Source organism: Leucobacter fengyongliangi, from assembly GCF_052386045.1.
On the sequence record NZ_CM126356.1, the window covers coordinates 734,209 to 759,379 of the forward strand.

Annotated in this window: 25 protein-coding genes and 3 tRNA genes; 17 read left to right on the forward strand and 11 right to left on the reverse strand. The window is 64.8% G+C overall.

Annotation, left to right across the window (positions count from 1 at the left end; translation table 11 throughout):
* The first annotated feature begins 59 nt into the window (after positions 1-59).
* The 5 genes from ACTNFK_RS03460 (at position 60) to ACTNFK_RS03480 (ending at position 2,079) form a co-directional block, all read left to right on the forward strand.
* Positions 60-1,340, forward strand: a complete 1,281-nt coding sequence (locus tag ACTNFK_RS03460) for a M18 family aminopeptidase (RefSeq protein ID WP_435937286.1) — start codon at positions 60-62, stop codon at positions 1,338-1,340.
* Positions 1,341-1,368: 28 nt separating this feature from the next.
* Positions 1,369-1,653, forward strand: a complete 285-nt coding sequence (locus ACTNFK_RS03465; RefSeq protein ID WP_435937287.1) for a hypothetical protein — start codon at positions 1,369-1,371, stop codon at positions 1,651-1,653.
* 132 nt (positions 1,654-1,785) lie between these two features.
* Positions 1,786-1,861, forward strand: a tRNA-Glu gene (locus tag ACTNFK_RS03470).
* 18 nt (positions 1,862-1,879) lie between these two features.
* Positions 1,880-1,953 (forward strand) — tRNA-Asp (locus ACTNFK_RS03475).
* A gap of 53 nt (positions 1,954-2,006) precedes the next feature.
* Positions 2,007-2,079: transfer RNA gene (locus tag ACTNFK_RS03480), tRNA-Phe, on the forward strand.
* 159 nt (positions 2,080-2,238) lie between these two features.
* Here the strand turns inward: ACTNFK_RS03480 and ACTNFK_RS03485 are convergent.
* Both ACTNFK_RS03485 and ACTNFK_RS03490 read right to left on the reverse strand, forming a co-directional pair.
* A complete protein-coding gene (locus ACTNFK_RS03485; protein WP_435937288.1) occupies positions 2,239-3,552 on the reverse strand; it encodes a tyrosine-type recombinase/integrase in 1,314 nt (437 codons plus the stop codon).
* Positions 3,552-3,749: a helix-turn-helix domain-containing protein gene (locus ACTNFK_RS03490; protein ID WP_124969193.1), complete on the reverse strand. Its 198-nt coding sequence runs from the start codon at positions 3,747-3,749 to the stop codon at positions 3,552-3,554. The genes ACTNFK_RS03485 and ACTNFK_RS03490 overlap by 1 nt, the downstream gene beginning before the upstream one ends.
* A gap of 133 nt (positions 3,750-3,882) precedes the next feature.
* Between ACTNFK_RS03490 and ACTNFK_RS03495 the strand changes: the two genes are divergently transcribed.
* A complete protein-coding gene (locus ACTNFK_RS03495; protein ID WP_124969191.1) occupies positions 3,883-4,572 on the forward strand; it encodes a hypothetical protein in 690 nt (229 codons plus the stop codon).
* An 87-nt stretch (positions 4,573-4,659) separates the two neighbouring features.
* On the opposite strand, the gene ACTNFK_RS03500 is transcribed toward ACTNFK_RS03495, so the two are convergent.
* Positions 4,660-5,082 (reverse strand): hypothetical protein, encoded by a 423-nt coding sequence (locus ACTNFK_RS03500; RefSeq protein WP_433646651.1) that lies wholly within the window; start codon positions 5,080-5,082, stop codon positions 4,660-4,662.
* A gap of 47 nt (positions 5,083-5,129) precedes the next feature.
* On the opposite strand from ACTNFK_RS03500, the gene ACTNFK_RS03505 reads away from it, so the two are divergent.
* Positions 5,130-5,705 carry a hypothetical protein gene (locus tag ACTNFK_RS03505; RefSeq protein ID WP_433646650.1) on the forward strand — a complete coding sequence of 192 codons (576 nt, stop codon included), beginning with the start codon at positions 5,130-5,132 and terminating at the stop codon, positions 5,703-5,705.
* A 113-nt stretch (positions 5,706-5,818) separates the two neighbouring features.
* On the opposite strand, the gene ACTNFK_RS03510 is transcribed toward ACTNFK_RS03505, so the two are convergent.
* On the reverse strand, positions 5,819-6,868 hold the full coding sequence (locus ACTNFK_RS03510) for an IS30 family transposase (protein WP_192497180.1): 1,050 nt from the start codon (positions 6,866-6,868) through the stop codon (positions 5,819-5,821).
* Between the two features lie 139 nt (positions 6,869-7,007).
* Between ACTNFK_RS03510 and ACTNFK_RS03515 the strand changes: the two genes are divergently transcribed.
* The 3 genes from ACTNFK_RS03515 (at position 7,008) to ACTNFK_RS03525 (ending at position 12,456) form a co-directional block, all read left to right on the forward strand.
* Positions 7,008-8,819, forward strand: a complete 1,812-nt coding sequence (locus tag ACTNFK_RS03515; RefSeq protein WP_435937097.1) for an SLC13 family permease — start codon at positions 7,008-7,010, stop codon at positions 8,817-8,819.
* Positions 8,820-9,266: 447 nt separating this feature from the next.
* Entirely contained in the window at positions 9,267-12,053 is a 2,787-nt protein-coding gene (locus ACTNFK_RS03520) for a cation-translocating P-type ATPase (RefSeq protein WP_207475923.1), read from the forward strand.
* Positions 12,054-12,192: 139 nt separating this feature from the next.
* Positions 12,193-12,456, forward strand: coding sequence for a hypothetical protein (locus ACTNFK_RS03525; RefSeq protein ID WP_028495563.1), 264 nt, complete (start codon positions 12,193-12,195; stop codon positions 12,454-12,456).
* Positions 12,457-12,646: 190 nt separating this feature from the next.
* Here ACTNFK_RS03525 and ACTNFK_RS03530 read toward each other — a convergent pair whose 3' ends face one another.
* From ACTNFK_RS03530 to ACTNFK_RS03550, 5 genes are all read right to left on the reverse strand, one after another.
* The gene (locus tag ACTNFK_RS03530; RefSeq protein WP_028495564.1) at positions 12,647-13,486 is read right to left on the reverse strand and encodes a universal stress protein; all 840 of its coding nucleotides are present in this window, start codon (positions 13,484-13,486) and stop codon (positions 12,647-12,649) included.
* Positions 13,487-14,099: 613 nt separating this feature from the next.
* Positions 14,100-14,942 (reverse strand): DUF6671 family protein, encoded by an 843-nt coding sequence (locus ACTNFK_RS03535; protein WP_435937099.1) that lies wholly within the window; start codon positions 14,940-14,942, stop codon positions 14,100-14,102.
* Complete coding sequence (locus ACTNFK_RS03540; RefSeq protein WP_435937100.1) at positions 14,939-15,256, reverse strand: P-II family nitrogen regulator; 318 nt, start codon at positions 15,254-15,256, stop codon at positions 14,939-14,941. Before ACTNFK_RS03540 ends, ACTNFK_RS03535 begins: the two co-directional genes overlap by 4 nt.
* Entirely contained in the window at positions 15,244-17,718 is a 2,475-nt protein-coding gene (locus ACTNFK_RS03545; protein WP_435937101.1) for a DUF2309 domain-containing protein, read from the reverse strand. Before ACTNFK_RS03545 ends, ACTNFK_RS03540 begins: the two co-directional genes overlap by 13 nt.
* Entirely contained in the window at positions 17,715-19,229 is a 1,515-nt protein-coding gene (locus ACTNFK_RS03550) for a proton-conducting transporter transmembrane domain-containing protein (RefSeq protein WP_435937102.1), read from the reverse strand. The genes ACTNFK_RS03545 and ACTNFK_RS03550 overlap by 4 nt, the downstream gene beginning before the upstream one ends.
* A gap of 121 nt (positions 19,230-19,350) precedes the next feature.
* Here ACTNFK_RS03550 and ACTNFK_RS03555 point away from each other — a divergent pair, with 121 nt between their 5' ends.
* Both ACTNFK_RS03555 and ACTNFK_RS03560 read left to right on the forward strand, forming a co-directional pair.
* Complete coding sequence (locus tag ACTNFK_RS03555) at positions 19,351-19,656, forward strand: helix-turn-helix transcriptional regulator (RefSeq protein ID WP_206477558.1); 306 nt, start codon at positions 19,351-19,353, stop codon at positions 19,654-19,656.
* 62 nt (positions 19,657-19,718) lie between these two features.
* On the forward strand, positions 19,719-19,997 hold the full coding sequence (locus ACTNFK_RS03560; RefSeq protein WP_147040076.1) for a helix-turn-helix transcriptional regulator: 279 nt from the start codon (positions 19,719-19,721) through the stop codon (positions 19,995-19,997).
* A gap of 43 nt (positions 19,998-20,040) precedes the next feature.
* Here ACTNFK_RS03560 and ACTNFK_RS03565 read toward each other — a convergent pair whose 3' ends face one another.
* Positions 20,041-20,322: a hypothetical protein gene (locus tag ACTNFK_RS03565; RefSeq protein ID WP_435909508.1), complete on the reverse strand. Its 282-nt coding sequence runs from the start codon at positions 20,320-20,322 to the stop codon at positions 20,041-20,043.
* A 39-nt stretch (positions 20,323-20,361) separates the two neighbouring features.
* Complete coding sequence (locus ACTNFK_RS03570) at positions 20,362-20,547, reverse strand: hypothetical protein (RefSeq protein ID WP_445117193.1); 186 nt, start codon at positions 20,545-20,547, stop codon at positions 20,362-20,364.
* 280 nt (positions 20,548-20,827) lie between these two features.
* On the opposite strand from ACTNFK_RS03570, the gene ACTNFK_RS03575 reads away from it, so the two are divergent.
* The 5 genes from ACTNFK_RS03575 to ACTNFK_RS03595 all read left to right on the forward strand — a co-directional run bounded on the left by ACTNFK_RS03575 (position 20,828) and on the right by ACTNFK_RS03595 (position 25,147).
* Complete coding sequence (locus ACTNFK_RS03575) at positions 20,828-21,871, forward strand: TerC family protein (RefSeq protein WP_435937152.1); 1,044 nt, start codon at positions 20,828-20,830, stop codon at positions 21,869-21,871.
* A complete protein-coding gene (locus ACTNFK_RS03580; protein ID WP_435937104.1) occupies positions 21,864-22,325 on the forward strand; it encodes a hypothetical protein in 462 nt (153 codons plus the stop codon). Before ACTNFK_RS03575 ends, ACTNFK_RS03580 begins: the two co-directional genes overlap by 8 nt.
* A gap of 2 nt (positions 22,326-22,327) precedes the next feature.
* Entirely contained in the window at positions 22,328-22,801 is a 474-nt protein-coding gene (locus ACTNFK_RS03585; RefSeq protein WP_251449782.1) for a hypothetical protein, read from the forward strand.
* Between the two features lie 111 nt (positions 22,802-22,912).
* The gene (locus tag ACTNFK_RS03590; RefSeq protein WP_435909511.1) at positions 22,913-23,839 is read left to right on the forward strand and encodes a cation-transporting ATPase; all 927 of its coding nucleotides are present in this window, start codon (positions 22,913-22,915) and stop codon (positions 23,837-23,839) included.
* A gap of 291 nt (positions 23,840-24,130) precedes the next feature.
* Positions 24,131-25,147 carry a magnesium and cobalt transport protein CorA gene (locus tag ACTNFK_RS03595; protein ID WP_435937105.1) on the forward strand — a complete coding sequence of 339 codons (1,017 nt, stop codon included), beginning with the start codon at positions 24,131-24,133 and terminating at the stop codon, positions 25,145-25,147.
* Positions 25,148-25,171 lie beyond the last annotated feature (24 nt).

Here is a 25,171-nt window from a genome sequence, read left to right on the forward strand (position 1 = left end):
GCTGCGTGCGCCTCTGCCCGCGCGGCCGAATGTTTCACCGAATCTACTGGGATGGAAAAATGACTGAACTATTGGTGGATCGCGACTCCTACATTGAAGGGTTCGCCCGGTTCGTTGCCGCCTCACCCACCTCCTTTCATGCGGCCAGGGTGTTAGAGGATACGCTGGTTGCATCGGGCTTTTCGGTCCACGAAGAGGGCGACCCTTGGCCGCGTCTCACCCCCGGTGCCGCCGGATGCGTCCGCCGGGACGGGGCACTCATCGCCTGGCGGGCTGGCTCCGAAGTCAGCGCGACAAGCCCGGTGCGGATTCTCGGAAGCCATACTGACTCGCCGGGCTTTGCGCTTAAGCCACATCCGTCGTTCGCCTCAGAGGGGTGGGCTCAGGCTGGTGTCGAGGTGTACGGTGGTCCACTGCTCAACTCGTGGCTGGATCGCGACCTCGCGCTTGCGGGCAGGCTCGTCACGATCGATGGGGCCGAGCACCAGGTGTGTACCGGGGCGATCGCGCGCATTCCACAACTCGCGGTGCACCTCGACCGCGAGGCAAACTCCGGGCTGGTGCTCGATCGGCAACGACACACCCAGCCCATCATCGGGGTGGGGGAAATCTCAGTGCTGGGCTTACTCGCCGAAGAGGCCGGCCTGGAAGAGGCGCAGATTGCCGGTGTCGACGTCAGGCTCGTGGACGCGCAGCTTCCCACGCGGATCGGCGCCGCGGGTGAACTCTTCGCCTCGCCCCGGCTCGACAACCTCAGCGCCGTCTTCGCGGGCCTCATCGCGCTGCTCGACAGCGTGCCTGCTCCCGACACGATCTCAATGATTGCCGCGTTCGACCACGAGGAACTCGGCTCCAGCAGTCGATCGGGTGCGGCCGGGCCGTTTCTCGCGGAGGTGCTCGAACGCCTGCAAGCCGGGCTTGGGGCTGACGCCGAGGCGCGCGCACGATCCTTCGCCGACTCATGGTGCCTCTCGGCAGATGCGGGGCACGCCGTGCACCCCAACTACCCAGAGAAGCACGACCCTCGCGTGCGGCCGCGGGCCGGCGCGGGTCCGATGCTTAAGGTCAACGCCAACCAGAAGTACGCGAGCGATGCCCACGGGGCGGCACTGTGGCGGCGCTGTGCGCTCGCCGCGGGAGTTTCGACGCAGGATTTTGTGTCCCACAATGGCGTGCCGTGCGGATCCACTATCGGACCGATCACCGCGACGCGGCTTGGAATTCGCACCGTCGATGTGGGTGTGCCGCTGTTGTCGATGCATTCGGCGCGTGAACTTGCTCACGTTGATGACCTGCACGGGCTCGCGCGTATTTCTGCGAGCTTCCTCTCTGGTGCCTGAGGGGGGAAGGTTGGCTAAGATCGAGCTTATGAGTGAGTTGAGCGAGTCGAAGAGGGGGGTCGTCACTCTCTCGACGCGCGCACTGGTGCCATCGGTGCAGCGCTTCGGAAGCCGAGAGATTGAGACGACCTTTTTGGGCAATAACAGCGATGGCAATCCCACGTGGATGCTGTGGAATCCCTTAGAGCCGTATCTCATTGGAATTCTGCGTCAGGGCAAGCTCGGCTTCACTCTCGAGCAGCGCACCGACCACGGGGTGATGGTGCACGAGAATATTTCACTCAAGCGCCTCCAGAAGGCGATCGGCGGCTAAATCTTGGTCTGTGTCTCGACGGGTTTGCCTGCTGGCATTGTGCGAGACTCGCCGGTTTGCCGTTCGATTTGCATGCGGTTCGCATTTCATCGTAAGCTTACTTCTCGGTAGCCCAAGATGTGAAAGCATCTCGGCCCCATCGTTTAGTGGCCTAGGACACCGCCCTTTCACGGCGGCAGCACGGGTTCGAATCCCGTTGGGGTCACCACACAATTGAATAGAACATGGCCCTGTAGCGCAGTTGGTTAGCGCGCCGCCCTGTCACGGCGGAGGTCGCGGGTTCAAGTCCCGTCAGGGTCGCTGGTGAAGAACCCTTCTTCGGAAGGGTTTCTTCGTCTATGGCGATTAGCCATGGCTCTGTAGCTCAGTTGGTAGAGCGTTCGACTGAAAATCGAAAGGTCACCGGATCGATGCCGGTCGGAGCCACGTAGCGGAGATTACACCGCTGCTGAACCCTCAAGAGGCTTCTACTCTTGGGGGTTCTTCTATTTTTCCCTGGTCAGGTGGTGGTTCTGCGTCGCATCGCCGTCACCCTGAGTGCCTCTACCGTCATCCTGCAAGTAGTCGCAGGATCCCTCGCGCCACTTATAGCCCGAGCCCTCCGCGACCTTGGGCCATTCTTGGGCCATTTCCGCGGCCCGTACTGTAGCCAGCGCCTCCGAACGGATCGCTGAGCGAGTCGGCAAGGTTCGGGCTCGCAGGCGAGCGCCGCGACTTCTTCGCGCCGTTCGTCATGCTGCTCTTCTTGGTGGTCTTCTTCGACTTCGGCTTTTCCGGCTCGAAGAGCCCGTCGAGCACCGACCCGGCCCGCCGCGCGACACCCTCGCGTGCGCGTGAGTAGCGCTCGGTGACTTGCAGGCTAGAGTGCCCGAGTACGGCTTGCACGTCGGGCGCAGAGGCTCCTGCGTCGAAGAGGATCGTGGCGAAGGTATGCCGGAGATCGTGCACCCGCAGATCGGGGCGGCGAAGCTCTTGCTTGATCTCCTCCCAATCGACGGCGCGGCGGAAGTTGCGTGCGGTGAGTCTGCCGCCGTTCTGTCCAGCCCACAACAGGTCATCTGGCTCTTTGCCCTCGACCGCCTCGACGACGAATGGAAGGAGTTGCTTCGTAATTGGGGCTTCCCGCTCCTTTTGGCTCTTGGGGCTCTGCTCGATCAGTTCGCCGTTCATGCCGGGGGAGAAGCTGCGGCTGATGCGGAGGATGTTCTGCTCCAGGTCGGCGTCGCGCACCCGCTGCGCGGTTGCCTCGCCAGCGCGCATCCCCGTGAATACGAGCGCTGCCGCGTAACTCCGGTACACGCCCTTTGGGATGAGTTCGAGCAGTCTCCTGATCTGCTGCACGGTGAGTGCCCGCGAGGTTGGGGAAGTGGAGGTGTCCTGGCTCGGGCGCTTCACTTCTCGTGCCGGGTTGTAGTCGATGATCCTTGCTCGGCGTGCACCGTCGAGCAGGCGGCTGAGCACGGCAAGCGAATCTACCTTGATCGACGGAGACCCCGCCCACGCCACCATCGCCGACTCGATGAGTGGCGAGGTGATCTCTTCGAGCTTCTTGTCGCCGAGCGTCGGCTGCACCCGCTTCCGCCACGACACGTCGTAGCCGCGCGCAGTTCCAATCCGCACTGACGCTGCGACAGCGGGCCAGTATCGCTCGTGCCATTGCGTGAGCGTCATGCCCGCGTTCGGGTTGCGACCAGCGACCTCTTTTGCCAGCTCGCGCTTCGCTTCCGCGAGCGTAAGGAGCATACGAGAACGATGCTGCTTATTCCCGGCAAGGTCGGTCACCGTCACACGTATCTGATACCGTTTGCGATCCGCCCGCCACCGTATCCCCTCGGGCAGCGGGCGACCTGTGTTCGGATCGACCCGAGCCGGGGAAGTGTTTGACGGACGCCCGGCCATCAGCGTCTCGTTCCGCCGACTTCGAGGAACTCTTCGATGGTGTCTGCGCGCCAAAGCTTGTGCTTGCCCACCTCGGCATCCGGCTCCGGGATCAGTCCGTCGCGACGCAGCTTGTCGAACGTTGGCAGTGGCACCCGGCAGCGAGCGGCAGCTTCGGCGCGTGTGAGGTAGTCGGTCTGCGTCGTTGCCTCGGTCATGCCCATTCCTTTCGCCGGGGCGGTCGAGTGTCGCCAGGATCTAGCGTTATTGCGAATACCTGATATTGAAACACAAACAACACGTAATCGCAACTACATGAGACAAGCGGGTTCGTTCGCTAGACTGGGGCGCATGGCACTTCCGACGCCCCGCCCCTGGGATCAGACCGCAGATGGCCTGATCGCGCAGGCCGATCTGCCAGCTGGCTGGCACCTCGCTGCTCGGTTCCCCGGAGAACGTGCCGACGATACCAGTGACGAGATAGATCGCGTGCTCGGCTATGACGACCAGGCGAGCAATGCCAACTCGGAGCAGAACGAAGCCGCTGATGGTCGCTGGCGCTACATCGAGCATGAGGCCACCGCTACGCGGGTGATGATCCGTTTGCAGCGCCAGCTCTATGCGACCCCCGAGGAAGTGCGCATCACGGGAGTGATCTATCTGCCGTGGCGACCGGGCGACCCTATCACGAGCCATCTGCTACGTGAACTCCCGACAGCGAAGATCGAGGCCGCGATTAACAAGCGTCTCTTCGCGATGAAGCGCGTTGCTACCGTGACTGGCAACAAGGTTGTGCTCCCGAGCGGCCTTAAGATCAGCGACAGGGAACTGTTGAAGCCACTCGGTAACCCCAAGCAGGTGCCCGACTTCTACGAACTCGTCGCCTTGCAGCACGGCAAGCTCTCAGGGCAAGGCGACGAGAACCCGTCAGCGACAATGGCTGACATCAACGGTGTCGCACTCAGCACGGCGCAGGGCTGGGTCGCTAAGGCCCGCAGTCGCGGACTGCTCCCGCCCGGGCGTCGCGGCCGTGCTGGGTAGCATCGTGGACTCGAACTGTTCCGTCCCCTTCGCACATGAAATCATGAACAGACGTTCTGCCTCACGATTCCAACATTTCGGCGCAACCTACCTGTGGGTAAATGCACTGTTCTTCACGACCCCCGAATCGCCGAAGAGCAGCGCAACGAGTTCAAGCACCAAGAATTTGCTACCTGGAAGCACGAGCAAAAGCGTGCATACGCTGACGACACGTGCCGCAATATTCTTCGCGCTGCGAATTCTTTCGATGACTTTGCTCTTCACCCCCAGCACGATTTCAAGAACGGCTTTGAGGAGGATCGCGGTCAAAAGGGCGAGGAGAAAAGATTCGGAAATCACCTCTGGGAACAGCTGGGTGAACGCGCCCAGAACCACGAGGTAGACGAGGACATCCACGAGATCAATCGGCTGGATTCTCATCGTGCAATCGTACCAACGAGCATCCTTGGCTCCAGCAAGGAAAAGCCGTCGCACCAGCAGTTCCGCTGCAGGGGCCGGCTTCTGCGGCACTCAATAACGGCTAAGCGCCAGAGCTTTGGCAGTGTTACTCTTTGGGCATGGTGGTACGCCGTTTGGAAAGCCTTGGTCTGATTATCGGACCCTTGCTGTTCGCCCTGTCACCGCTCTTCTGGATCGACGGACACTATGGAGTGACCGGCGGGCTTCTCATTGCCATAGCCGCCGTGCCCTGGGTGTACGGACTCATTGGGGAATACAACGCCCTCCGCCCCCGGTTTCCCCTTCTGTCGGGGCTATGGATGCTTCTGGTGCTGATCGGCATGTTCGGCACCGTCGCGTTCGGGCTGCAAGCCGTGTTTGAGAGTGTGTTCGGTATCACCGAGTTTCGCTCGCTAGCTACTTTCGACATCTACCCACTCCCGGTGGCTATTGTGCTGATTCTGGCCGGACCGCTCTTTCCGGTCGCGCTTTTGTCCTTGGGCGCAATGCATTGGTGGACCGGGCTCACGCCCCGCTGGAGCGCTGTGTTGTTGGTATTTGCGGCGGCTGCGTTCCCGGTTGCGCGGATATCTCGATCTGTCCCAGTTGCGTTCATCGCTGACCTCGTCATGCTCGCAGCCTTCTGTGTGGTCGCCTGGTTTGCCTGGCATCGAAGGGACGAGGAATCCATATAACTTGCGGCTTGCGCTCAATGATGCAGAACTCTGACCCTGATTTCCAGAACATCGCAAGAAAGGTGCGCTCCCATGACCCCCGGATTTTAGTTCGGAGTGCAACACCCAGTGAGTTACCCCGAGCATAACTCCTGGAATACCTCTGCCGGGGTCGCCCAACCCAGCACTTTCCTGGGCCGATCATTGATCTCACCGATGTACTCGTCGAGTTCTTCCTGGGTGAGGTCCTCGAAGGTTGTGCCCTTGGGGAGATACTTCCGTAGCCGACCATTGAAGTGCTCGTTACTGCCCCGCTGATATGCGCTGTACGGGTCACAGAAATAGGTGGGCACCCCGATCGTGTCGGCAAGCATGTAATGGTGTGCGAACTCGCTTCCATTGTCGGCTGTGACAGATTTGACGGCGTGTGCAGGCAGCACCCGATACACGCCAAGCTGCGCCTCCAGAGTCGGGGCAGCAGCGACTCGGGAGAGCTTCACTCCCAGGTAGTAACGGCTTGTGCGTTCGACCATGGTGTGAATACCGCCGGTGCCGTGTGCGCCCAGCACACTGTCTGATTCCCAATGCCCAAACTCTTCCCGCGTCAATACCTCGGCGGGTCGTTCATGTATCGAGACCCGATATTTGATGCGTTCCGTGTGTACCTTTCGGCCCTTGATGCGGCGTCGTTTCTTCTGCCCCCGAGCAAGGTATTGGTGCAGCTGCCGATGCTGTTGGCCGGGTGAGTAAATCCAGGCATACAACGTTTCTGGGCTGACCCGCATACGGTGATCGGTGGGGTGCTCGATAGGGAGGCGTCCGCTGATCTCTTCCGGGGTCCACCCCCGCCCCAAATGTGTGATCACCCAATCAACGAGCGGGTCATGCGTCATTCGGTAGGGCTGGTGCGAGCGTGCTCGGCGTGTGTTGGCGTGGAGTTGTGCTTGACCAGCGAGATACACCCGGTCTCGCCGGTGACGGGTGTCGAGTTTGTTCCGTAGGTAGGGGCGAAGATTCGCGTGGTCGTGTTCAGGTTGCCAGGAACGCTTCTTGATCTCGCGGCCGATGGTTGAACGGTGCACGCCGATTCTTCGAGCGATCTCGGCGTGGGTGTGGCCGTGGTCGTGGAGTTTCTCGATCTCGATCCGGTCGTTCAGGGTGAGGTGGCGGTAAAGTGTGGACAAGGAAGCGCAGCCCTTCGGTGGTGGTCTAGACAACTCACACTTTAGGTGTTGCGCTTCCGTCTAGAACCCGGGGAATCATCATCGCCAGCCGAAGGTTGGTACGCTTCAGGAGTCTCCTGAGGGAGGGAGGGAGGACGGCGTGAACCTGGAGCTGGCGGTGGTCCTCGCACTTCTGATCGCGGCGATCGTGATGTTCGCGATCGGCCGGCCGCGCATGGATGTGGTTGCGCTATTGATGATCGTCGCGCTGCCGTTGACCGGCATTCTCTCCGTCCCGGAGACTCTCGCGGGTTTCGCCGATCCGAACGTCGTGCTGATCGCCGCGCTCTTTGTCGTGGGTGAGGGGCTCTCCCGCACGGGGGTCACGTACCGGCTCGGGGATTGGCTGGCGCGTACGGCGGGTGCGAGTGCGACGCGGGTGATCGTGCTGCTCATGCTCTGCGTCGCGCTGCTCGGCGCGGTGATGAGCTCGACGGGCGTCGTCGCGATCTTCATTCCGGTCGCGTTGAGCGTGGCATCCCGAACGGGCATCTCGGTCAGGCAGCTGTTGATGCCGATCAGCTTCGCCGGTCTCATCAGTGGCATGCTTACGCTGATCGCCACGACGCCGAACCTAGTGATCGACGCTGAGCTGCGGCGGCACGGTCTGAGCGGTTTCGGCTTCTTCGCCCCCACCCCGTTCGGGCTTGTCATCCTCGCCCTGGGCATCGGCTACATGCTGGTCGCTCGTCGGTTCCTCGGCGCGGAGGCGATCGCGGATGCCGGTTCGCGCACCTCCTTCGGGAGCCTGATCCTCGACTACGGTGTGGACGCCCGCACCCGCCGATATCGAATCAATGCAGGATCGCCGCTGATCGGCCAACGACTGGCGGATGCCGAGTTCGGCGGCGGCGCGATGGTCGGAGTCCTGGTGCTCGAGCGCACCCGCCTTTGGCGTAAGACCGTACGCACCTCCGACGGCGACACGATCCTCACGAAGGGCGACATCGTGGTGGTGGACCTGGAGGTGCCCAGCGCGGAGAGACGTCGTCTCCGGCTCGAAGAGCTGGCATTGACACCCGACTTCTTCGAATCGTACTCACGTCAGGTGGGTATGGCCGAGGTCATGATCGCGCCAGACTCGTCCGCGCGCGGCCTCAGCGTGCGGAGCATCCGGTTCCGGGAGAAGCACGATCTCGTCGTGCTTGGCGTCCGTCATCGGCGCGAGGCCGCCGGGCCGGCATTCCCCGTGATCCGCCTCGCCGCCGGCGACACACTGCTCGTCGCCGGCGGCTGGGATTCCATCCACCGGCTCCAGGCGCAGCGCCAGGATTTCATCATGCTCGACCTCCCGGCCGAAGTGAAGGAAGTGGCCCCCGCCGCCAACCAGGCCCCCTTTGCGATCGGCGCGGTGCTCGTGATGGTTGCGCTGATGATGACAGGCATCGTCCCCAACGTGATCGCCGCGCTCATCGCGTGCCTGCTGATGGGGCTCTTCCGCTGTGTCAACATGCCCAGCGCCTACCGATCGATCCACTGGCCGACGATCCTGCTCATCGTCGGAATGCTGCCGTTCGCGCTCGCCCTTCAGCGCACCGGCGGCGTGGACCTCGTCGTCGATGGCCTGCTCGGCGGGCTCGGCGACGCGAACCCGACGATCCTGCTTGGCGGCGTCTTCGTGCTGACCGCCGTCATCGGGCTCTTCGTGTCGAACACTGCGACGGCCGTGCTGATGGGTCCGATTGCGATCGGCATCGCAACACAGCTGGGGGTCTCGCCCTATCCGTTCGCGATGGTTGTCGCTCTGGCGGCTTCCGCCGCGTTCATGACACCCGTGTCTTCGCCGGTGAACACCCTCGTGGTCGAACCCGGCCGCTACAGCTTTCTCGACTTCTTCAAAGTCGGAGCACCCTTCACCATCGTCGTCCTCCTCGTCAGCGTGTTCATGGTGCCCCTCGTCCTCCCCTTCTGACCGACACCACGCGCCCGCCGAGGAGTGCACCCCGTCACGGTTTCACCCGCCAAAAAAGTGACGCCGCCCACCGACGGGTTCAGCGACTTCACTTCTCAACCTCGCGCAAGGATGACGGCGTTCCGAGCTGGCGGCGCGCGAGACCGGATCGAAGTGCGTATGCACTCGGGAAGCCCGCAACGCCGGATTCAGAGCGCTGGCGACGACCTCGTTGCACTCCAGCACGCTTCTTTGCGTGACGCACCGAATTGCCTCTGACGGACGCATTGTGATTATCGAAACGGGTGTCTACAATCAGAGGATTGCAATCGCGTCGGCGGCGCACAGGTCACAAAGCAAAAATGAGCTGGAGGCCGACAGCAGTGCAGTCGCTCGCTCACTGCGGTAGCGCAGCGTGCGCTGGACGGGCGATCATGCGTAACCGTACCCTGCCAAGGAGCACGCCAGATGAATATTTCTGAGACCGACCGCTCCCGCGCCGAGGCGCCCGCAGCGTCCTGGGCCATCACTGGGGGGGAGGTGTTGCGCGCTGTCGCTAGCGGGCCAGAAGGCCTGACGGAAGGCGAGTCCGAATCCCGTCTCGCGCGCGACGGTCGCAACGAATTGCCGACTCCGCCCGAGCCGTCCGTCTTCAAGCGTCTGCTGGCCCACTACGCTGACGTTTTGATCTACATCCTCATCGTGGCGGCCGTGCTGAAGGCGATTAGGGGCGACTGGGTCGACTTCACCGTGATCGCTGTTGTGATCGTGGCTACTGGGCTGATCGGCTTCATCCAGGAAGGTCGTGCGGCGTCGGCGCTCGCGGGATTGCGCAAGATGCAGTCGTTGAGCGCGCAGGTACGGCGCGACGGGACCTGGGGAGTGGTCGACTCCGCGACCATCGTCGTCGGTGACGTCGTCCGCGTTCGTAGCGGCGACCGGGTGCCGGCGGACGTCCGGCTGTTAACCTCCGGGCGGCTGCAGATCGACGAGTCTGCGTTGACAGGCGAGTCGGTGGCCGCCGACAAGAGCGATGAGATCGTGGCTGCGGATGCGGGCATCGGGGACCGAACGTCGATGCTCTTCTCAGGGACGATCGTCACGGCGGGCAACGGCGAGGGCGTGGTGGTGGCTACGGGGCGGGACACTGAGATCGGCCGTATCTCGGTGCTCGTGTCCGAGCAGGACCAGATGGACACCCCGCTCGCCCGACAGCTCGCCCACCTGGGTAAGCAGCTGTCGATCCTCATCGGCGTGCTCGCCGTTGTCATGTTGCTCATCGGCTGGTTCGTGCACGGCCTGGATGTTGATGAGCTCATCTCGGCGGCCATCGGGTTCGCCGTGGCTGCGGTGCCAGAGGGACTGCCCGCCCTGGTGACGATCACGCTAGCGCTCGGCGTGCAGCAGATGGCTAAACGCCACGCAATCACACGCAAGATGGAGGCGGTTGAGACCCTCGGCTCCACGACGACCATCTGCTCTGACAAGACTGGGACGCTCACTCAGAACGAGATGACCGCCCGGACGGTCGTCACGGCAGTAAGCACATACACAGTCGAGGGCACCGGCTATGACCCCGTGGGTCGGGTCGTCAACTCCGACGGCCAGACCGCCGACCTCGCCGTCCACCCCGACCTCTCCGATCTCGTGCTGGCCGCCGGTCTCACCAACGACGCCCATGTCGAACAGACGGAAGACCGCTGGCGGGTTGTCGGCGTGCCGACCGAGGGAGCCCTCGACGTCCTGGCGGCGAAAGCCGGCGCAGCCACCGGCGCCGTGACCCGCGTCGGCGCGGTGCCGTTCGAGTCAACCCACAAGTTCGCAGCCACCCTCGACGAGCTCCCGACCGGCTCAACCCCCGACGGCGTGACCCGATTCGTCCACGTGGTCGGCGCCCCGGACCGCCTTCTCGACCGAGCCGACACCGAGCGCTCTGCCGACGGCGGCACCGCACCGCTCAACCGGGCGGCGTGGGAGGAGCGGATCGACGCACTCTCGGCCAAAGGACTGCGCGTGCTGGCCGCAGCCACACGCCCGGCCGACGGTGTCGACAATATCGTGCTGGGCGACCTCGATGGCGGCCTGACTTTCCTCGGCATCATCGGCATCGTCGACCCACCACGCCCCGAGGCAACTGCGGCGATCGCCGAGGCCCACGCTGCAGGTATCCGCGTGAAGATGATCACCGGCGACCACCGCGGGACTGCGACGGCGATCGCCCGTGAGCTGGGCATCGCCCCAGCGGAGGGCGAAGTTCTCGCCCTGACCGGCGCCGACCTCCAAGCGATGGACGACGACGAACTCCGCCGGGTCGTACGTGACGTGGACGTTTACGCTCGTACCTCCCCGGAGCACAAGCTGCGGATCGTGCGCGCCCTGCAGTCTCACGGCGAGGTCGTCGCCATGACCGGCGACGGCGTCAACGACGCCCCTTCGATCACGCTCGCGGACGTTGGCGTGGCCATGGGCATCAAGGGAACCGAAGCGACCAAGGAAGCGGCGGACATCGTTCTCGCCGACGACAACTTCGCGACTATCGAACGCGCTGTCGAGGAAGGCCGGCGGATCTATGACAACATCCGCAAGTCCGTAGTCTTCCTGTTGCCAACCAACGGCGCGCAGGCCCTTGTGATCATCGCTGCGGTCCTGGCGGGGATTGCTCTGCCGCTTTCCCCGGTGCAAATCCTTTGGATCAACTTGGTCACCGCGCTCACGTTGTCGTTGACCTTGGCGAGAGAGCCCGCAGAGCCAGGCATCATGCGGCGCATGCCGCGCTCAGCGACGGAGCAGGTCCTGTCGTCGCGGGCGATCGCCGTCGTCCTCACCGCCTCGGTCGTCATCGGCGTCGCGACCTTCGTCGTTTACCTTCTCGAGCGCGACCGCACCGGCGATTACGCCGTGGCGCAGACGTCCGCAGTCCTGATGCTCGCCCTCGGCCAGCTCGCTTTCCTTTTGAACTGCCGTCTGCTCAACGGTTCCGCGTTCACTGTTCGGGTACTTACCGGGAACCGCAACCTGTGGATCTCGGCCGGCCTGCTGATGGCTCTGCAGATCATGTTCACCTACGCGCCGTTCATGAACGACTGGTTCGACTCAACCCCCATCGGTTTCCACAGTTGGGCACTGACAGCTGGCCTGGCCGTCGGCGTTTTCGTGGTGATGGAAGGTGCCAAGGCCGTCATCCGACGGATTGGAAACCGCACGCCGCGAGAGCAGGGAGCACTGCCCGCAGGAAACGCGACGCATCGGGCTTGACGCTAAGCCCGGATTCACCGGTCGACGTGAGATTCTGACGGCTCGTCAAACCGAGAACGCTCATCTGATCAGGTGCAATAGGACTTGTCTAGAGCTCACTAAGGCTGCTCAGCAGCTCTGGACGTCATAGCCTGAACCCATGCGCGCAACTTTGATTGATGAGCGGGATGTCACGGAGGAGATCCATGACGCGGTGTTCCGCGTGTGGGGCCATCTGAATGGCGATGGCGCGGTCGCAGTGTATGAGATGGAGGGCGCCAGCCTGGTTGAGACTATCGACTGGGCGCGCGCGAACTTTCGTGAGGCCTGGTCCCTTTCAGCCGACATCCGCGGGTCGGACCGAGTCACAGCGGTGTGGCTTGTGGGCTCTGACCCGTCCGACCGCGCGGACCGTTCCGTCTAGATCGTTCTCCAGATTAGGTAGTTGTCACAACACACCGACAGCCGATCAGGTGGGTCCGAATGAGACCGTCACCCTGGTCTCCACTCAGGTTGTCACAGACAGCGTGACCACCTCTTCTTGGCAAGGCTGCGCAAGCCGCCGTGACGGCTCGCGCGCCTCGAGCACCTCGCCATCTCGTTTGCGATCCCGCTCATCGCACGACGATGGTGGTTGTCGCGAGCCGGGCGAGAACCTGTTCACTGGTGGAGCCGAGGAGGAACCGTGCCATCGCCCCGCGGCGGTGCGATCCGACTATGGTGAGGCGCGCGTGCGCCGCGACACGGTTGATGAGGAGGGCCGGTTCGCCCCGTTCAACGACCAGTTCCAGTCCCAAGTCCGGGTACTTCGAGGGAAGCCCACCAACAGAGCCGGCTAGCGTTTCCGCGGCCATGCGGTGCATGATGCCCAGGTAGTCGTCGGGGTAGGACCTGAGACCGAGAGGTACCGTGACTGGCGACCAAGCGCTGACGGCGGTGAGCACCTCTGCGGACCGGTCCGCCTCGGCGGCGGCGAACGCGATGGCGGCCTCGGACACATCTGCTCCGTCGATGCCGACGACGACCCCGGTTCTGCCAGTCAGGTCCAGGTCGGGTACGACGGCGACCGGACAGTGTGCACCGGCGGTGATGCGGATCCCGTGCGGGCCGCGCGCTGGCCCGGTCTCTGGGCCGCGGTAGTCGCTTCCGATGACCAGCAGAGCAGCTCCCTTGGAGGCGTCGATGAGCTGTTCCACCGGTTTGCCCCGCCCGATCCGCGTCTCGACGGGCACGCCGTGCGCTCGGACGCGCTCAGCCTCCCGATCGAGAAGGCTTCGTGTGAGCTGGAGGGCCTCCTCGATGACTGGTCCCTCCCCGCGGACACCTTTCGCGCGGCCGATGATCGATACCAGCTCGAGCCGGTCACCACGCGCTGCAGCTCTCTCCACGGCCCAGTCCACGGCCCGACGAGACGCAGACGCATCCGTCACACCGACAACCAACTTCTCATTCATGTTGCACTCCTTCTCATCGAACGGGTTCTCAGCCCTGCGTCAACGGCAGATCGGCCCGACGCCGCATCCTCCGTCACGTCGGGCTCCGGGCTGGACAAAGAGGCTGCTGCGCGGTCGAAATGAAGAATCGGGGCGCCGCCGAGGCTGCGGAGCACTGTGTGCAGCGGGCCTCTGTGGAGCTGACCCGAGACACGAGTGGACGGATCCTTCGCGCGAATCTCGCCGACCAGCCGGCAAAGCTGCTCCCTGGCCTGGGAGGCGTGGCAATTCCGTTCGGCGATGGTCTCCCATGCTCGGTCTTCGACGACGCGAATGATACGGACGCCACCGCTTGTGCGAGCAGCGCCAGCCCAGGCGTCCCGAACGGTCTCCGGCGGTTCGCTCTCTCCGGTCAACAGCACGACGGCCCCGGCATCCATGGGACGAGTCGGACAGCCATCTTCAGAACGCGATCGGAGGGGTTGTCCGTGTGCAGTGCTCATGGGTCTCTGCCTCCTTCTTCTACTATCCGGGGGCCAGCCCGGCGCACGTAGGGCCGGAGGTCCTGTTGGCGGGGCCTCCAGCTGTTCCGGTCGAGCACGGCCGGCGGGATCGAGGTTGGGCTGCGAGGTGGTCAAGGATTGCAGGTCTCGCACCATTGCGGGTCGGCGAGGGTTGAGGTGCGTGGTCGGGTGTGGGTGGTGTCGCAGGTGCTGCAGGCGTGGATGTCGGCGGCGGGCAGATGCGTGGGTTGACCGCACGTGCCGCAGGGGAGTCCGGGGATGGTCTTTACTCGCCCGTATCCGGGGCTGCGGCAGCCGGGGCAAGGGGTGGAGAGGCGCCTGGCCATGCGGGAGCAGAGATCTCGGAGGATGTCGGCGCGGGCGGGTGAGCGATGCGCACGATAGTCCGGCAGCACCGACACGGGCACGTTCTGGTCGAGGAGCCGGTTGACGGTGATCTCAAGTTCGGCCGGGCTGTGGGTGTCTTTGTGGGCGTGGGATCCGTGGTCGTGGTGGGCTTGCACGATGACGCCTTGGTGGGGAAAGCCGAGGCTGGTGGCGTAGGAGAGGGCTTGCGCGCTGGTGAGGATGTGCCGGCCCGGGGGCAGGGGGAAGCTGGCGGTGCGGGATTCGACAACCTCGATCCCGCGGTCCTCGTCGAGGAAGAGGACGAGTTCGTTGTGTCGGGTACTCCACCCGTATTCGGTGGTGAAGCTGCCTTCGCTGGCCAAGCCTGCTGTGAGGCCTGCGGTGCGGATTCCGAGGCGCGCTTTGGCGCGCGCGGTTTCTCGTGGGGGGAGGGTGCGAGGAATGTCGCCGGCGAAGGTTCCGAACTGGTCAGTGTCGATTCCGGCCACGCCGAGAACTGTGGCGCCGAGGATTGTGTGGAACGGTCCGCGGGCGAGTTGTTCTTTGCCGTGCATGGTGGCGAACGCGATGACGGCACCGCGGTAGGGGTGCGGGGTGGGTGTCATTGGAAGTAGTCAGGTCGGCTGACGTAGGTGTCGGTGGCGAACATGACGCCGCTGCAGGTGGTGAACAGTTCCCGTGCTGCGGTGATGAGCTCTTCGGCGCGGTCGGTGGGGAGGACGGTGATCAGCATGGTGAGGGTGTCGTAGTCGTTGAACAGCAGCGCACCGGAGTGTTGGCCGTGGTGGCCGATGCCGGAGACGCCGGAGACGGCGGTGTAGCCGGTGGCGCCGGCGGCGGTGATCAGGGCGCGGATCGAGGGGGCGTCGCGGCCGGGGACGACGAATTCCACCTTCGTCATTTGGGTCAGTCCGTGCATGAGCGGTTCTCCTTGCTGTGTGTGTGGGCGGGTTGGCTCGCCCAGCCGTAGCGGGTGTACCGGTGCCAGGGGGTGTTGGGGGAGGGGCGGGCAGTGAGGGTGATCCAGTCGTTGTCGAACAGGTCGCGCAGGACCTGGTTGCCGGAGATGATGTCGCCGATCCTTTCCAGCGGGGCTTGGATGATCACGCTCAGGCGCAACGGTTCGTGCAGGTAGTTGTCGCCGACGGCGACGGATTGCCAGGGCAGTCCGCGGCGGAGGTCGCCGCTGTGGCCGGCGAGGACGCCGATGCCGCCGATGGCGTTGTGGATGGTTTTGGTGCCGGCGGAGAGCAGGTCGGGGTTGAGGGTGGAGAAGTAGTACTGGTGGTTGATCCACTGCGCCACGATCATCGGGGCGGTCAGGATGGTTTCCAGCCCTGTCCCGCCGGGGTCCATTTCGGTGCGGTAGGAATGCAGGAACACGCGGCGGTGCAGGTTCACACTGGCGGTCATTTCCCGGGGTCCGATGATCATGGCGGCGTTGCCGGCCAGTCCCAGCTCTGGGTAGACCTCTGCCCAGTCGTGTGCGCGGGCTCTCAGCCGGGCCAGGGACTGGTGCGGGTGAGCGCCCGGGAGGGTGGTCGCCCGCTCGCGGACCAGGTGATCCGCTGCGGCCCGTGCGTGCACGATGAACTCCGCTAGTTCGGTGGCGTGGGTGTCCGGGACCAGGTGCGGGTCGAGCACGGTGATGGTGTCGGCGACGGTGTCGTGCAGCGCGGCGACGAACACCGTGTCCTCCGGGATGGTGATCCCGCGGGGGGCGAGCGCTGCCCGGACGGTGGGGTCGTTGAAGATCGCTGCGGCCGCTCGGGCGTTCACAGCGCCTGGGTTTCCGCCGCAGGCGCCGCAGTCCAACGCTGATTGGTAGAGGTTGTTGATGCTGGTGGATCTGTGTCCGGTGAGGACGATCAGCGGAGCGAACTGGTGCAGGCCCATCATCGTGACCGCCGCTTCGGCCAGCGTCACACGCTCCTCGAGACTGAAGGCATCCGAAACGGTGACCTCACTGGGGGAGGGCGGCGCGATCAGGGTTCGCCAGGTGCGGGTGAGGGTGTGGTGCAGCCCGGGGGCGAGGGTGCGGGTGAAGGTGGTGGCACCGTAGAACCAGCCGGCGGTTTCGGCCAGCGCGAACGGGGTCGCGGTTGCGTTCTCGGTGGCGTGCAGCGCGTGCGCGGCGGCGTCGAGGAATCGGAGCCCCCGGCTGCGTCGATGGGCGCGCTGGGGACTCGTGGGTGATTCGGTGACGGCGTGGCGGGGACGCAACAGGGCAGGAAGGGAGTCCACTGCCCCGCGGCCCTGGAAAGACGTGAACCGGACCGGAACGCCGAAGAACCCGGCGAATCCGAGCGTCTCCAACCCCGGGTGCGATTCCAAGTGACGGCGAACCCCTTCGGAACGCGGGTCGATACACATCACCACCTGCACCGTCGGCCGGCCGGGTGCGGCAGTGCCGTAGGTGATCGACTGAACGAGTGCGGTGCGGTAGTGGCTCTCGTAGGCCGCTTGCCAGGTGAACGGATGATCGGTGGGGGGATGCAGGATCAGAACACGGGCCACCATCGCCACCTCGGCACGGGTGGGCGACGGAGAGAGGGTGGCGGAGATCTGCTCGGCGCGCGCCCACAGTTCCTTCGCCGGGTCTGGGGGGTGGTCGCCGTCGGGTCCGGGGCGGGGCGAAAGCGGGCGCGGCGGAAGGTCGAGAGCGTGGCGGAGCGCGAGGCGGACGGCGAGGTATTCGGTGAGGTCGATGTCGCCGCTGTGCTCGGACCGCCATTTCAGGTAGCTGGTCCACCCCGGTAGCGCGGCCAGCTCTGCCGTGAGGGTCTGCACGGTGGCCCCATCAGCGACCCCGAGATGGGTGAGGGCTGCCGTCAGGGCGGGCAGAGCCTGATCGGGGAGGGAGCGGATCCGCCGTCGCGCCAGCCGGCTCAGATGCGGGTCGTGGACGGACAGGGCGTGCCAGGCGCTGTAGAACCCGTCCCGTCGGCCGGGTATCGGCCACTGCGCGTCGGGGTCCACGAAAGCGGCCACCCACTTTGTGACGTGCTGTTCAAGCGGATCCGCCGCCGACAGCGTCCTCGGAGTCGGCGGGCGACTGTCGGATCGCAGCATTTCCTCGACGAGGATCTCTGCAGCCGACCAGGCCATCCGGCCGAGCTCGAGGACAGGGAAACCGTCAAGTTCCCCGATCCGCTCGTGCAGAGCTGAGATCAGATCCGGGCGGGTGATGCGCCCCGACGCGTACTGGGCGCGATACCGAGGAAGAGTCTGGGTGAGCGTGATACCGGGTTCGTGGATGTTCTCGAATCGGGTGCTCTCGTGTGCGGCGAGCGGATTGAGTGCGATGAACGATCCGATTGGCCAGACGGCGATGACATCGTGGGCTGCTTGGGCGACATGGGCCTGGATCAGCAGACTCATGCCACGACCTCCTTCTGACGAGCGCGGACCGGTTCGATCCGGGTGGGTGGGGAGACCGTCGATTCGGCGAGGGCCCACATGTACAGGACCCTGTGCATCCCGCCGGCGGTGCGGGGGGACCTGGCCAGCCACTGCAAGCCGAGCAAGAGCGCGGCGGGGATCAGCAGCAACCAGGGCGATGCCGGCTGCATGGACGCAGCGGGACTGATCAGGGAGTCGAACAGGCCGAGGAAGGCGACGTAGAAGAATCCCAGAACCGTGAGTCCGATTCCCGCGGCCGTGAGCGTGGCTGTTGTCATGGTGCGGCGAAGTCCGGCTGCGATGGCAACAACGGCGGTGAAGGCGACGAATCCGAGCAGGGCGAGGCTCGCGGGGGTTGCTTGCGGGGCGAGCACTACCTTGGCCGCCACCAGCACCGCCACGGTCAGGGTGGTGGCGAGCAGGGCCGCCGCGACAGTGCGGGACCGGGAAGACGGTTCCGGGGCGGGCCAGGTGCGTTGTTCGGCGTGTCTGGCCACTCCGGTGCCGGCGGAAAGGAACAGAGCCGACTTATAGAGCGCGTGCGCGAGCAGGTGGAAGGCGGCGGCAGCGAACGCGCCCAGCCCGACAGCCATCATCATGAAGCCCATCTGGCCGGCGGTGGAGAACACCAGCCGGCCCTTCACGTCGGGTTTGACCAGCCGGACTGCCGCGGCGTACACCAGTGTCGCCGCTCCCGCCGCGAAGATGACCAGCATCGCCACCGCAACGGGTGCGATCAGCGGGGAGAACCGGATCACCAGGATCGCGCCCGCGTTCACGACACCAGCGTGCAGCAACGCGGAGACGGGGGTCGGTGCGGCCAGCGTCGAGGGAAGCCACCGGTGGAAGGGGAACTGTGCGGATCGCCCCAGCGCCGCGACCACCAGCAGCAGCGCCACCGCGACCACCATGCCCTCCGGCAGGATCCCTGCGACCGATCCGACCTGCGCGAGACGGACATCCCCCCCGACGGCCAGCGTCAGGATCAACACCGCCACGACCAGTGGGGCGTCGGCGATCAGAAAGCTCAACCCGGCCCGCCGCACCCCTTGACGGGCCTGTGGCAGCGAGCGGTAGGTGTTCAGCAGAAAGACCAGGCAGAGACCCGCGGCGATCCAGCCGACGGTGAAGGTGACCACCGTCCCCGCGCACACCATCACCACGGTGCTGCCCGTCAACGCGTTCGCCCACACCGCGAACCATCGCTGTCGCAGGTCACCGCGCAGGTAGCGGACCGCAAACACTTGAATCACCGCGCTCAACCACAAGACCAGCATCAGCATCAGCACCGCCACCGGGTCGCCCGCCCATAGTCCACCGGACGGCGGGCGCTCACCGAGCACCGCCAACAGGCCGGTGGCGACAGCAGCGACGGCGCCTGTTCCGGTCACCCATGCTGCGGCCCGCGCCACCGTCCCGGTCGATGCGGGTAGCAACGCCGCGACCACGACAGCGACCCACGGTGCCGTCACCGCGATCGTGAACACCACGCTCCCCATCACCCGCACCCCCGACTTTTTATGTCACTGAAAACATGAAAAACATAGCACGTATTGTGATTCCGTAAATACATGTGCCGAAACGTGCGGGGCCGCACGGTAGCATGGGGCGATGGCGCAGTGGACCTTTCTCACGAATCACGCCCACGTCCTGCTGTGTGTGGCGGCCAATCCGCAGATTCTGTTGCGAGATGTGGCGACCCTGGTGGGGGTGACCGAACGGGCGGCGCAGCGCATCGTCAGCGAGCTCGAGCAGGAGGGGTACCTGACCCGGGAGCGGGTCGGACGGCGCAACACCTACCGGCTGAACCCGGACCGGCCGTTGCGGCACCCGCTGGACAGGGACCATCACATCGGTGAACTCCTGGCCATCTTTTCGGCATCTGACGCAGCCGAGCACGCACCCACCGCGGCCTGATCTCAGCCGCCGCAGATCCTGGATGGCATGCCGGTAGGCGCAGCCCTGGGAGGATGGGAGCTATGGCGGAGTGGACGTTCTTGACCCATCACGCGCACGTGTTGCTCGCGATCGCGGCTAACCATGACGCCACTGTGCGCGATATCGCCGCGGAGGTCGGGATCTCCACGCGTTCGGCGCTCACGATCCTCAACGATCTCGAGGACGCCGGATACCTGGAGCGGGAGAAGCGCGGTCGGCGCAACCACTACGTGTTGTACCAGGACCGTCCGTTGCGGCATCCTGCGAACGCCGCGCATACCGTGGGCGACCTCATCCGCGCGTTACTGGACATCCACTAAGACACGCGCGTTCCCGCTCGGCTAAGCGGATGCCGGGGCGCGGTCAGTGCACGAGTGCTTTGAGAGCGATCAGCGCGAGTCCCATGCCTGCCGTCGCGGCGGCGGTGACCACCTTCACCAGGGCGGGGTCGTTGCGTTGCCGGGCCGCCCACCATCCCAATATGGCGAGGGTGACGACGCCTCCCCACAAGGAGATGTCTACGGCGGCATCCATCGATAGTCCGAGGAGCGCGCCCGTGGTCAGGCAGGCGACCGGGACGATGAGTGCCCACAGGAGTCCGGCGGAGCGTTGGAGGCCTTCGCGGACCGCTTCTCGCCAGCTCATTGCACGGTTGCCGACGATCTCGGCGTAGACGTGTGCACCTCAGAACACCAGGACGGTGCCGATGGTGCGCGCGATCAGGACCGGCAGTCCCGGGTTGTAGAGAGAGAACGCGGAGATCAGCCCAGCGGTCAGAACGGTGCCGTATACGGCCTCCGCGTTCATGGCCCTCGACACCCACGGGTATCGCCGCAACCCGGCGTCGAGGTCGAACCCCGAACCCTTCACCCGCCACCACCACTTCGCCGTGCAGCTCGACGAGCAGCCCGAAGACAGCATAGTCCTGCCAGAACACCGCGAAAGCGCCCCCAGGCTCGCCCATCTGTTGACCGTGGTTCCGGGAACTTCTCGCGAGCCGACTTGACGTGAAGCATACTTCTCCTGTTTGATGGGGCAAGAAGGGGAGTAATCCTCGCTCCGCATCGTCAATACGTTCCCGCCTCGGGATCCGGTGCGCAGGGCCGTCAGGCCGATGAGACCTTCACGAGTATTCGTGGAGGTCTTTGATATGTCAGTGCCGTTGTGGGCGTGGTTCGCCGTCCTGGGCGTGATCCTGGTGATGCTCGCCGTCGATCTGGTCGCACACCGCAAAGCCCATGTGATCGGTGTGCGGGAAGCCGCCGCGTGGTCGATCGTGTGGGTCGTGCTGGGCGTGAGTTTCGGTGTGCTCGTGTGGTCGCTGTGGGGGGCGGAATTCGGGCAGCAGTACTTCGCCGGCTACCTGATCGAGAAATCCCTCGCCGTGGACAACGTGTTCGTCTGGGCGATCATCTTCGCCGCATTCGCCGTCCCCCGCGAGTACCAGCACCGGGTGCTCTTCCTCGGCGTCCTGGGCGCCCTGATCTTCCGCGGGATCTTCATCGCCGCCGGCGCCGCACTGATCGAGAACTTCGCCTGGATCCTGTACGTGTTTGCCGCGTTCCTGATCTACACCGGATGGCGGATGTTCCGCTCCCGCAACGACCACATTCACCCCGAGAAGTCCAAGATCCTCAAGGCCTTCCGCCGGTTCGTGCCGATGACCGACGCCTACCACGGGCAGAAGTTCCTGATCCGCAAAGCCGGAATCGTGGTGGCGACGCCGCTCTTGGCGGTGCTGGTCCTGGTGGAGATCACCGACATCATCTTCGCCGTCGACTCCATCCCCGCGATCTTCGCCGTCACCTCCGAACCGTTCCTGGTGTTCACCGCCAACGCGTTCGCCATCCTGGGGCTGCGTGCGATGTACTTCCTCCTCGCCGACCTCATCCACCGGTTCATCTACCTCAAGGTCGGGCTCGCGTTCGTCCTGATCTGGGTGGGCATCAAGATGCTCCTCCTGGACGTCCTCTACATCCCCACCACCATCAGCCTCGCCGTGGTGGCCACCATCATCACCGTCTCGATCGTCGCCAGCCTCCGCGCCACCCGCGGCCAAGGAAGGCGCGCGGTGGAAACCGAAGCGGCCGGGGCGTTCCGCCTCGCCACCGACGAGGAACTCGCCGCCGCGGAGCCGGTCTTCCGCCGCCGGGGCAGAGTGCGCGCAGATGGGAAGGTGAGTTCCGATGACTGACCGTGACCCCTCGGCGGCCCTGGCCCCCGATTCCCAGCCGGTGAGGAGGGGTCGCCGAGGTTCGACGGTGGCAGTGGTTGTGTTGCCGCTGCTCGCGGTGACCGGGATCCTCGTAGTCGCGTGGACTGTCGGTGTCGGTGACCGCTGCGGCGGACCTCTGCCGGGGTGCGGGAGTCTGCGCAACGCGGGAGACAATCCGGTTACCTTGCGTGAGGTCACTGATCAATCAGTGACCGAAGTTGTCGTCGCGGCGGGGCAGCGGGTCTTGCTAGGCGGCAAGAGCAACGAGCTGCACGTGGGTGCTGGGCAGTGCCTCATCGTCGAGGGAGGTCCATTCTGGGACGCCCGGACAGTGATCGACCGGACTGCTGCGGCCACCGGTGTGCTGCATCCGATTGATGACTGGGGCGCGCGCGTGCAGCTACACGACGATGCCTGCCCGGATCGGAGCTGATCGTGATTACGAAAGAACACGATCTGTGCTTGCTGCGTCACGGTCAGCTCACCACCCCGATCGACCGCGTCATCGTCGAAGCGCCCGTATGGCCCAATGATCTCCGCTCGTTCGTCGGGGACTGTGATCTGTGCGTGCACATCGCCCTGCCGCGCCAAAGAGTCCGGTGGAACGGACTGTTCACCGCGGTACGGCTCCTCGCAGAGCGCACCGCCCATGTGGGAGTACACGTGCAGCCGGAGCGGGCAGGGTTCAGCCTCGACCCGGCGGTCCTGCTGCATTCTCGCGCTCGACGGCACAGCGAGATTCTCACCGCGGTGCTCGCGGATGCCGCCGCCGCGGGGGTTGAGCTGACCCCCGAGCAGGTGCGCGTCGAAGCCTACTCAGCCACACGTTCTTCCCTCCGCCTCCCACCATCCGCTGGTCGGGCCCAGGCGTGGGGAGTGATGTCCGTAGCCTGGCTCCCGCTCGCCTGACCTGCCACAGGATCGACCAACGTTCGTGAAGCAGGAGGGACGACCACCCGCCCGGAAGAGGCGCAATCACGTTCCACAGCACCCCAGCACCCACACAGAAGGAAGACGCTCATGACCATGTTTGACCGCCTCACCGGCCTGGCCCAACGGGCACTCAACAAGACCCCAGCGCCTGCGAAGACCACCGGCAGCGCACCCCGCGACTGGAAAAGCACACTGCGTGGTGCGGTGGGCCCCATCACCGGCGCCGCGCCCACCCCGCCTGCCCCGGTCAGCGGACCGGCGACACCCGTCCCGCCACCGGGACCCGAGCATCCGCTCACCCCACCTGCCGGCGCACCCGCCGGTACTGCACCCTCGAACACCGTCGGGCTGACCCCACCCCCGGCAAACGATCACGCGCCCGAGCGTGCCGCAGTGGCCCGTTACGAATACCTCCTTCATGCCGCCGAGCCTGCCCAGCTGGAGCGGATCCACGCCGCTGCGTTCCGCCGACTCACTCCCGCAGAACGAAACCAGATCCAGGCGCGACTGCGGACCGAACTCCCCCTCGCAGAGCAGCCCCGCACATCCCAACCGGCTGATCTTGCCCGCACTGCCACCCGCGCCGAGGCAGCTCGGCCGGGTGTTCTGGCAAGGATCCTCGCTCGAACCCCTCGAACAGGAAACGCCACCACCGGGCAGAAGGCCGGCGCGGCCGCCGCCGGTGCTGCCGGTGGGCTCTTGGTTGTCGTCGCCACCGGAGCGATCGGAAGTGCCCTTGCCACGCCCCTTCTTGCCGAAGCGCTCACCGCGGGCGTCGATTTCGATGCGCTTGCCGGTGCGGTCGACCTTTCCGCGCTTGCCACGGGACTGGAGGACGTCACCGCCACGGCCACCGACATTGCCGGCGGGGCGAGCGATCTAGCTGGTGGGGCGAGCGACCTCGCTGCCGGAGCCACAGACAATTTCGCGGGCTGGGGAGAGAACATCAGTGGCTTCGGGGAGCAACTCTCCAACATCGACATCCCGGGCTGGGGAAACCTCTTCGGCAGATGACTAACTACCCCGAAACGGGGCACTCGCGCCACTGAGATTGATGCCACACGGGAGCGGGCGGGTCTTTCGCGCAATCTCACGGTGACTTGGAGTCGGCATGGTCTGCCACTCTTGCTCGCAGGTTGCTAGTCGCCCTGAGCGATGTCCCACGGCTTCGCTGTGCTCGATCTCCACGTCAACTTGGCTCGTTCCTGTGGTGCCATGCTGGCTTGACCTGCATCAGCGGTGCACACTTCCAGCTCGCAGCGCAATTCGGCGCTGTGCTCAGTCTTGGACGAAGGGGGAATGATGATGGCGTTAGTTGACAACGAAGTGTACGTGAACGGCGTTCGTACAGAGAGCCCGGCGAACCTGGATGAGACCTTTGAAACGATGCGATCTCGTGGCGGGATGGCATGGATCGGGTTGTATCGGCCGAACGAGGCCGAGGTGCGCGCAGTCGCCGAGGAGTTTTCGCTGCATCCGCTCGCGGTCCAGGACGCGCTGACCTGGCATCAGCGGTCCAAACTGGAACGCTACGGTGACACCCTGTTCGTGGTTCTGCGCCCGGCCCGCTACCTCGATGCTGTGGAAAAGGTTGAGTTCGGCGAACTGCATCTGTTTGTCGGCCCGGACTTCATTGCCACTATTCGGCACGCCGAGTCCCCAAACCTGGCTCAGGTCCGTCACCGCCTGGAGAGCACGCCCGAACTGCTGTCGATGGGGCCGGAGGCGGTGCTCTACGCCATTATCGATGAAGTCGTCGATGAGTACGGACCAGTTATCGCCGGTCTGGAAAACGACATCGATGAGATTGAGAATCAGCTGTTTGCTGACGAAGACGGCGTGTCACGGCGCATCTATGAGCTCTCCCGCGAGGTGATTGACTTCCAACGCGCCTCACAGCCGCTGGTCGGCATGCTCGAGGCGCTGTTGCGCGGCTCAGAAAAGTACCAGGTTGATAGTGAACTGCAGCGCTACTTGCGGGGCGTGCTTGACCACGCCCTCCGCATCGTCGAGCGATCGGCGTCGTTCCGAACCATCCTCGAGAACGCGCTCACCGTCGAGGTCACGCTGGTGGCGCAGCGGCAGAATGACGAGATGCGGCGGATGACGGAGCTCAACCTCGCGCAGAATGAGGAAATCAAGAAGATCTCTTCGTGGGCGGCGATCATCTTCGCCCCAACCCTGGTCGGCACCGTCTACGGGATGAACTTCGAGTACATGCCCGAACTCGGGTGGGAACTGGGCTACCCCTTCTCGCTCGTTCTGATGGTCGGTGTCGCCACCGGGCTGTACGGCGTCTTTAGATGGAAGCGGTGGCTTTGATCTAAATATGTCGGTACCGTTGAG

Coding starts and splice junctions, on each gene's coding strand:
- ACTNFK_RS03460 (WP_435937286.1), top strand. CDS start 60: ATGACTGAACTATTGGTGGATCGCGACTCCTACATTGAAGGGTTCGCC.
- ACTNFK_RS03465 (WP_435937287.1), top strand. CDS start 1,369: ATGAGTGAGTTGAGCGAGTCGAAGAGGGGGGTCGTCACTCTCTCGACG.
- ACTNFK_RS03485 (WP_435937288.1), bottom strand. CDS start 3,552: ATGGCCGGGCGTCCGTCAAACACTTCCCCGGCTCGGGTCGATCCGAAC.
- ACTNFK_RS03490 (WP_124969193.1), bottom strand. CDS start 3,749: ATGACCGAGGCAACGACGCAGACCGACTACCTCACACGCGCCGAAGCT.
- ACTNFK_RS03495 (WP_124969191.1), top strand. CDS start 3,883: ATGGCACTTCCGACGCCCCGCCCCTGGGATCAGACCGCAGATGGCCTG.
- ACTNFK_RS03505 (WP_433646650.1), top strand. CDS start 5,130: ATGGTGGTACGCCGTTTGGAAAGCCTTGGTCTGATTATCGGACCCTTG.
- ACTNFK_RS03520 (WP_207475923.1), top strand. CDS start 9,267: ATGAATATTTCTGAGACCGACCGCTCCCGCGCCGAGGCGCCCGCAGCG.
- ACTNFK_RS03525 (WP_028495563.1), top strand. CDS start 12,193: ATGCGCGCAACTTTGATTGATGAGCGGGATGTCACGGAGGAGATCCAT.
- ACTNFK_RS03530 (WP_028495564.1), bottom strand. CDS start 13,486: ATGAATGAGAAGTTGGTTGTCGGTGTGACGGATGCGTCTGCGTCTCGT.
- ACTNFK_RS03535 (WP_435937099.1), bottom strand. CDS start 14,942: ATGACACCCACCCCGCACCCCTACCGCGGTGCCGTCATCGCGTTCGCC.
- ACTNFK_RS03540 (WP_435937100.1), bottom strand. CDS start 15,256: ATGCACGGACTGACCCAAATGACGAAGGTGGAATTCGTCGTCCCCGGC.
- ACTNFK_RS03545 (WP_435937101.1), bottom strand. CDS start 17,718: ATGAGTCTGCTGATCCAGGCCCATGTCGCCCAAGCAGCCCACGATGTC.
- ACTNFK_RS03555 (WP_206477558.1), top strand. CDS start 19,351: ATGGCGCAGTGGACCTTTCTCACGAATCACGCCCACGTCCTGCTGTGT.
- ACTNFK_RS03560 (WP_147040076.1), top strand. CDS start 19,719: ATGGCGGAGTGGACGTTCTTGACCCATCACGCGCACGTGTTGCTCGCG.
- ACTNFK_RS03565 (WP_435909508.1), bottom strand. CDS start 20,322: ATGAGCTGGCGAGAAGCGGTCCGCGAAGGCCTCCAACGCTCCGCCGGA.
- ACTNFK_RS03575 (WP_435937152.1), top strand. CDS start 20,828: ATGTCAGTGCCGTTGTGGGCGTGGTTCGCCGTCCTGGGCGTGATCCTG.
- ACTNFK_RS03580 (WP_435937104.1), top strand. CDS start 21,864: ATGACTGACCGTGACCCCTCGGCGGCCCTGGCCCCCGATTCCCAGCCG.
- ACTNFK_RS03590 (WP_435909511.1), top strand. CDS start 22,913: ATGACCATGTTTGACCGCCTCACCGGCCTGGCCCAACGGGCACTCAAC.
- ACTNFK_RS03595 (WP_435937105.1), top strand. CDS start 24,131: ATGGCGTTAGTTGACAACGAAGTGTACGTGAACGGCGTTCGTACAGAG.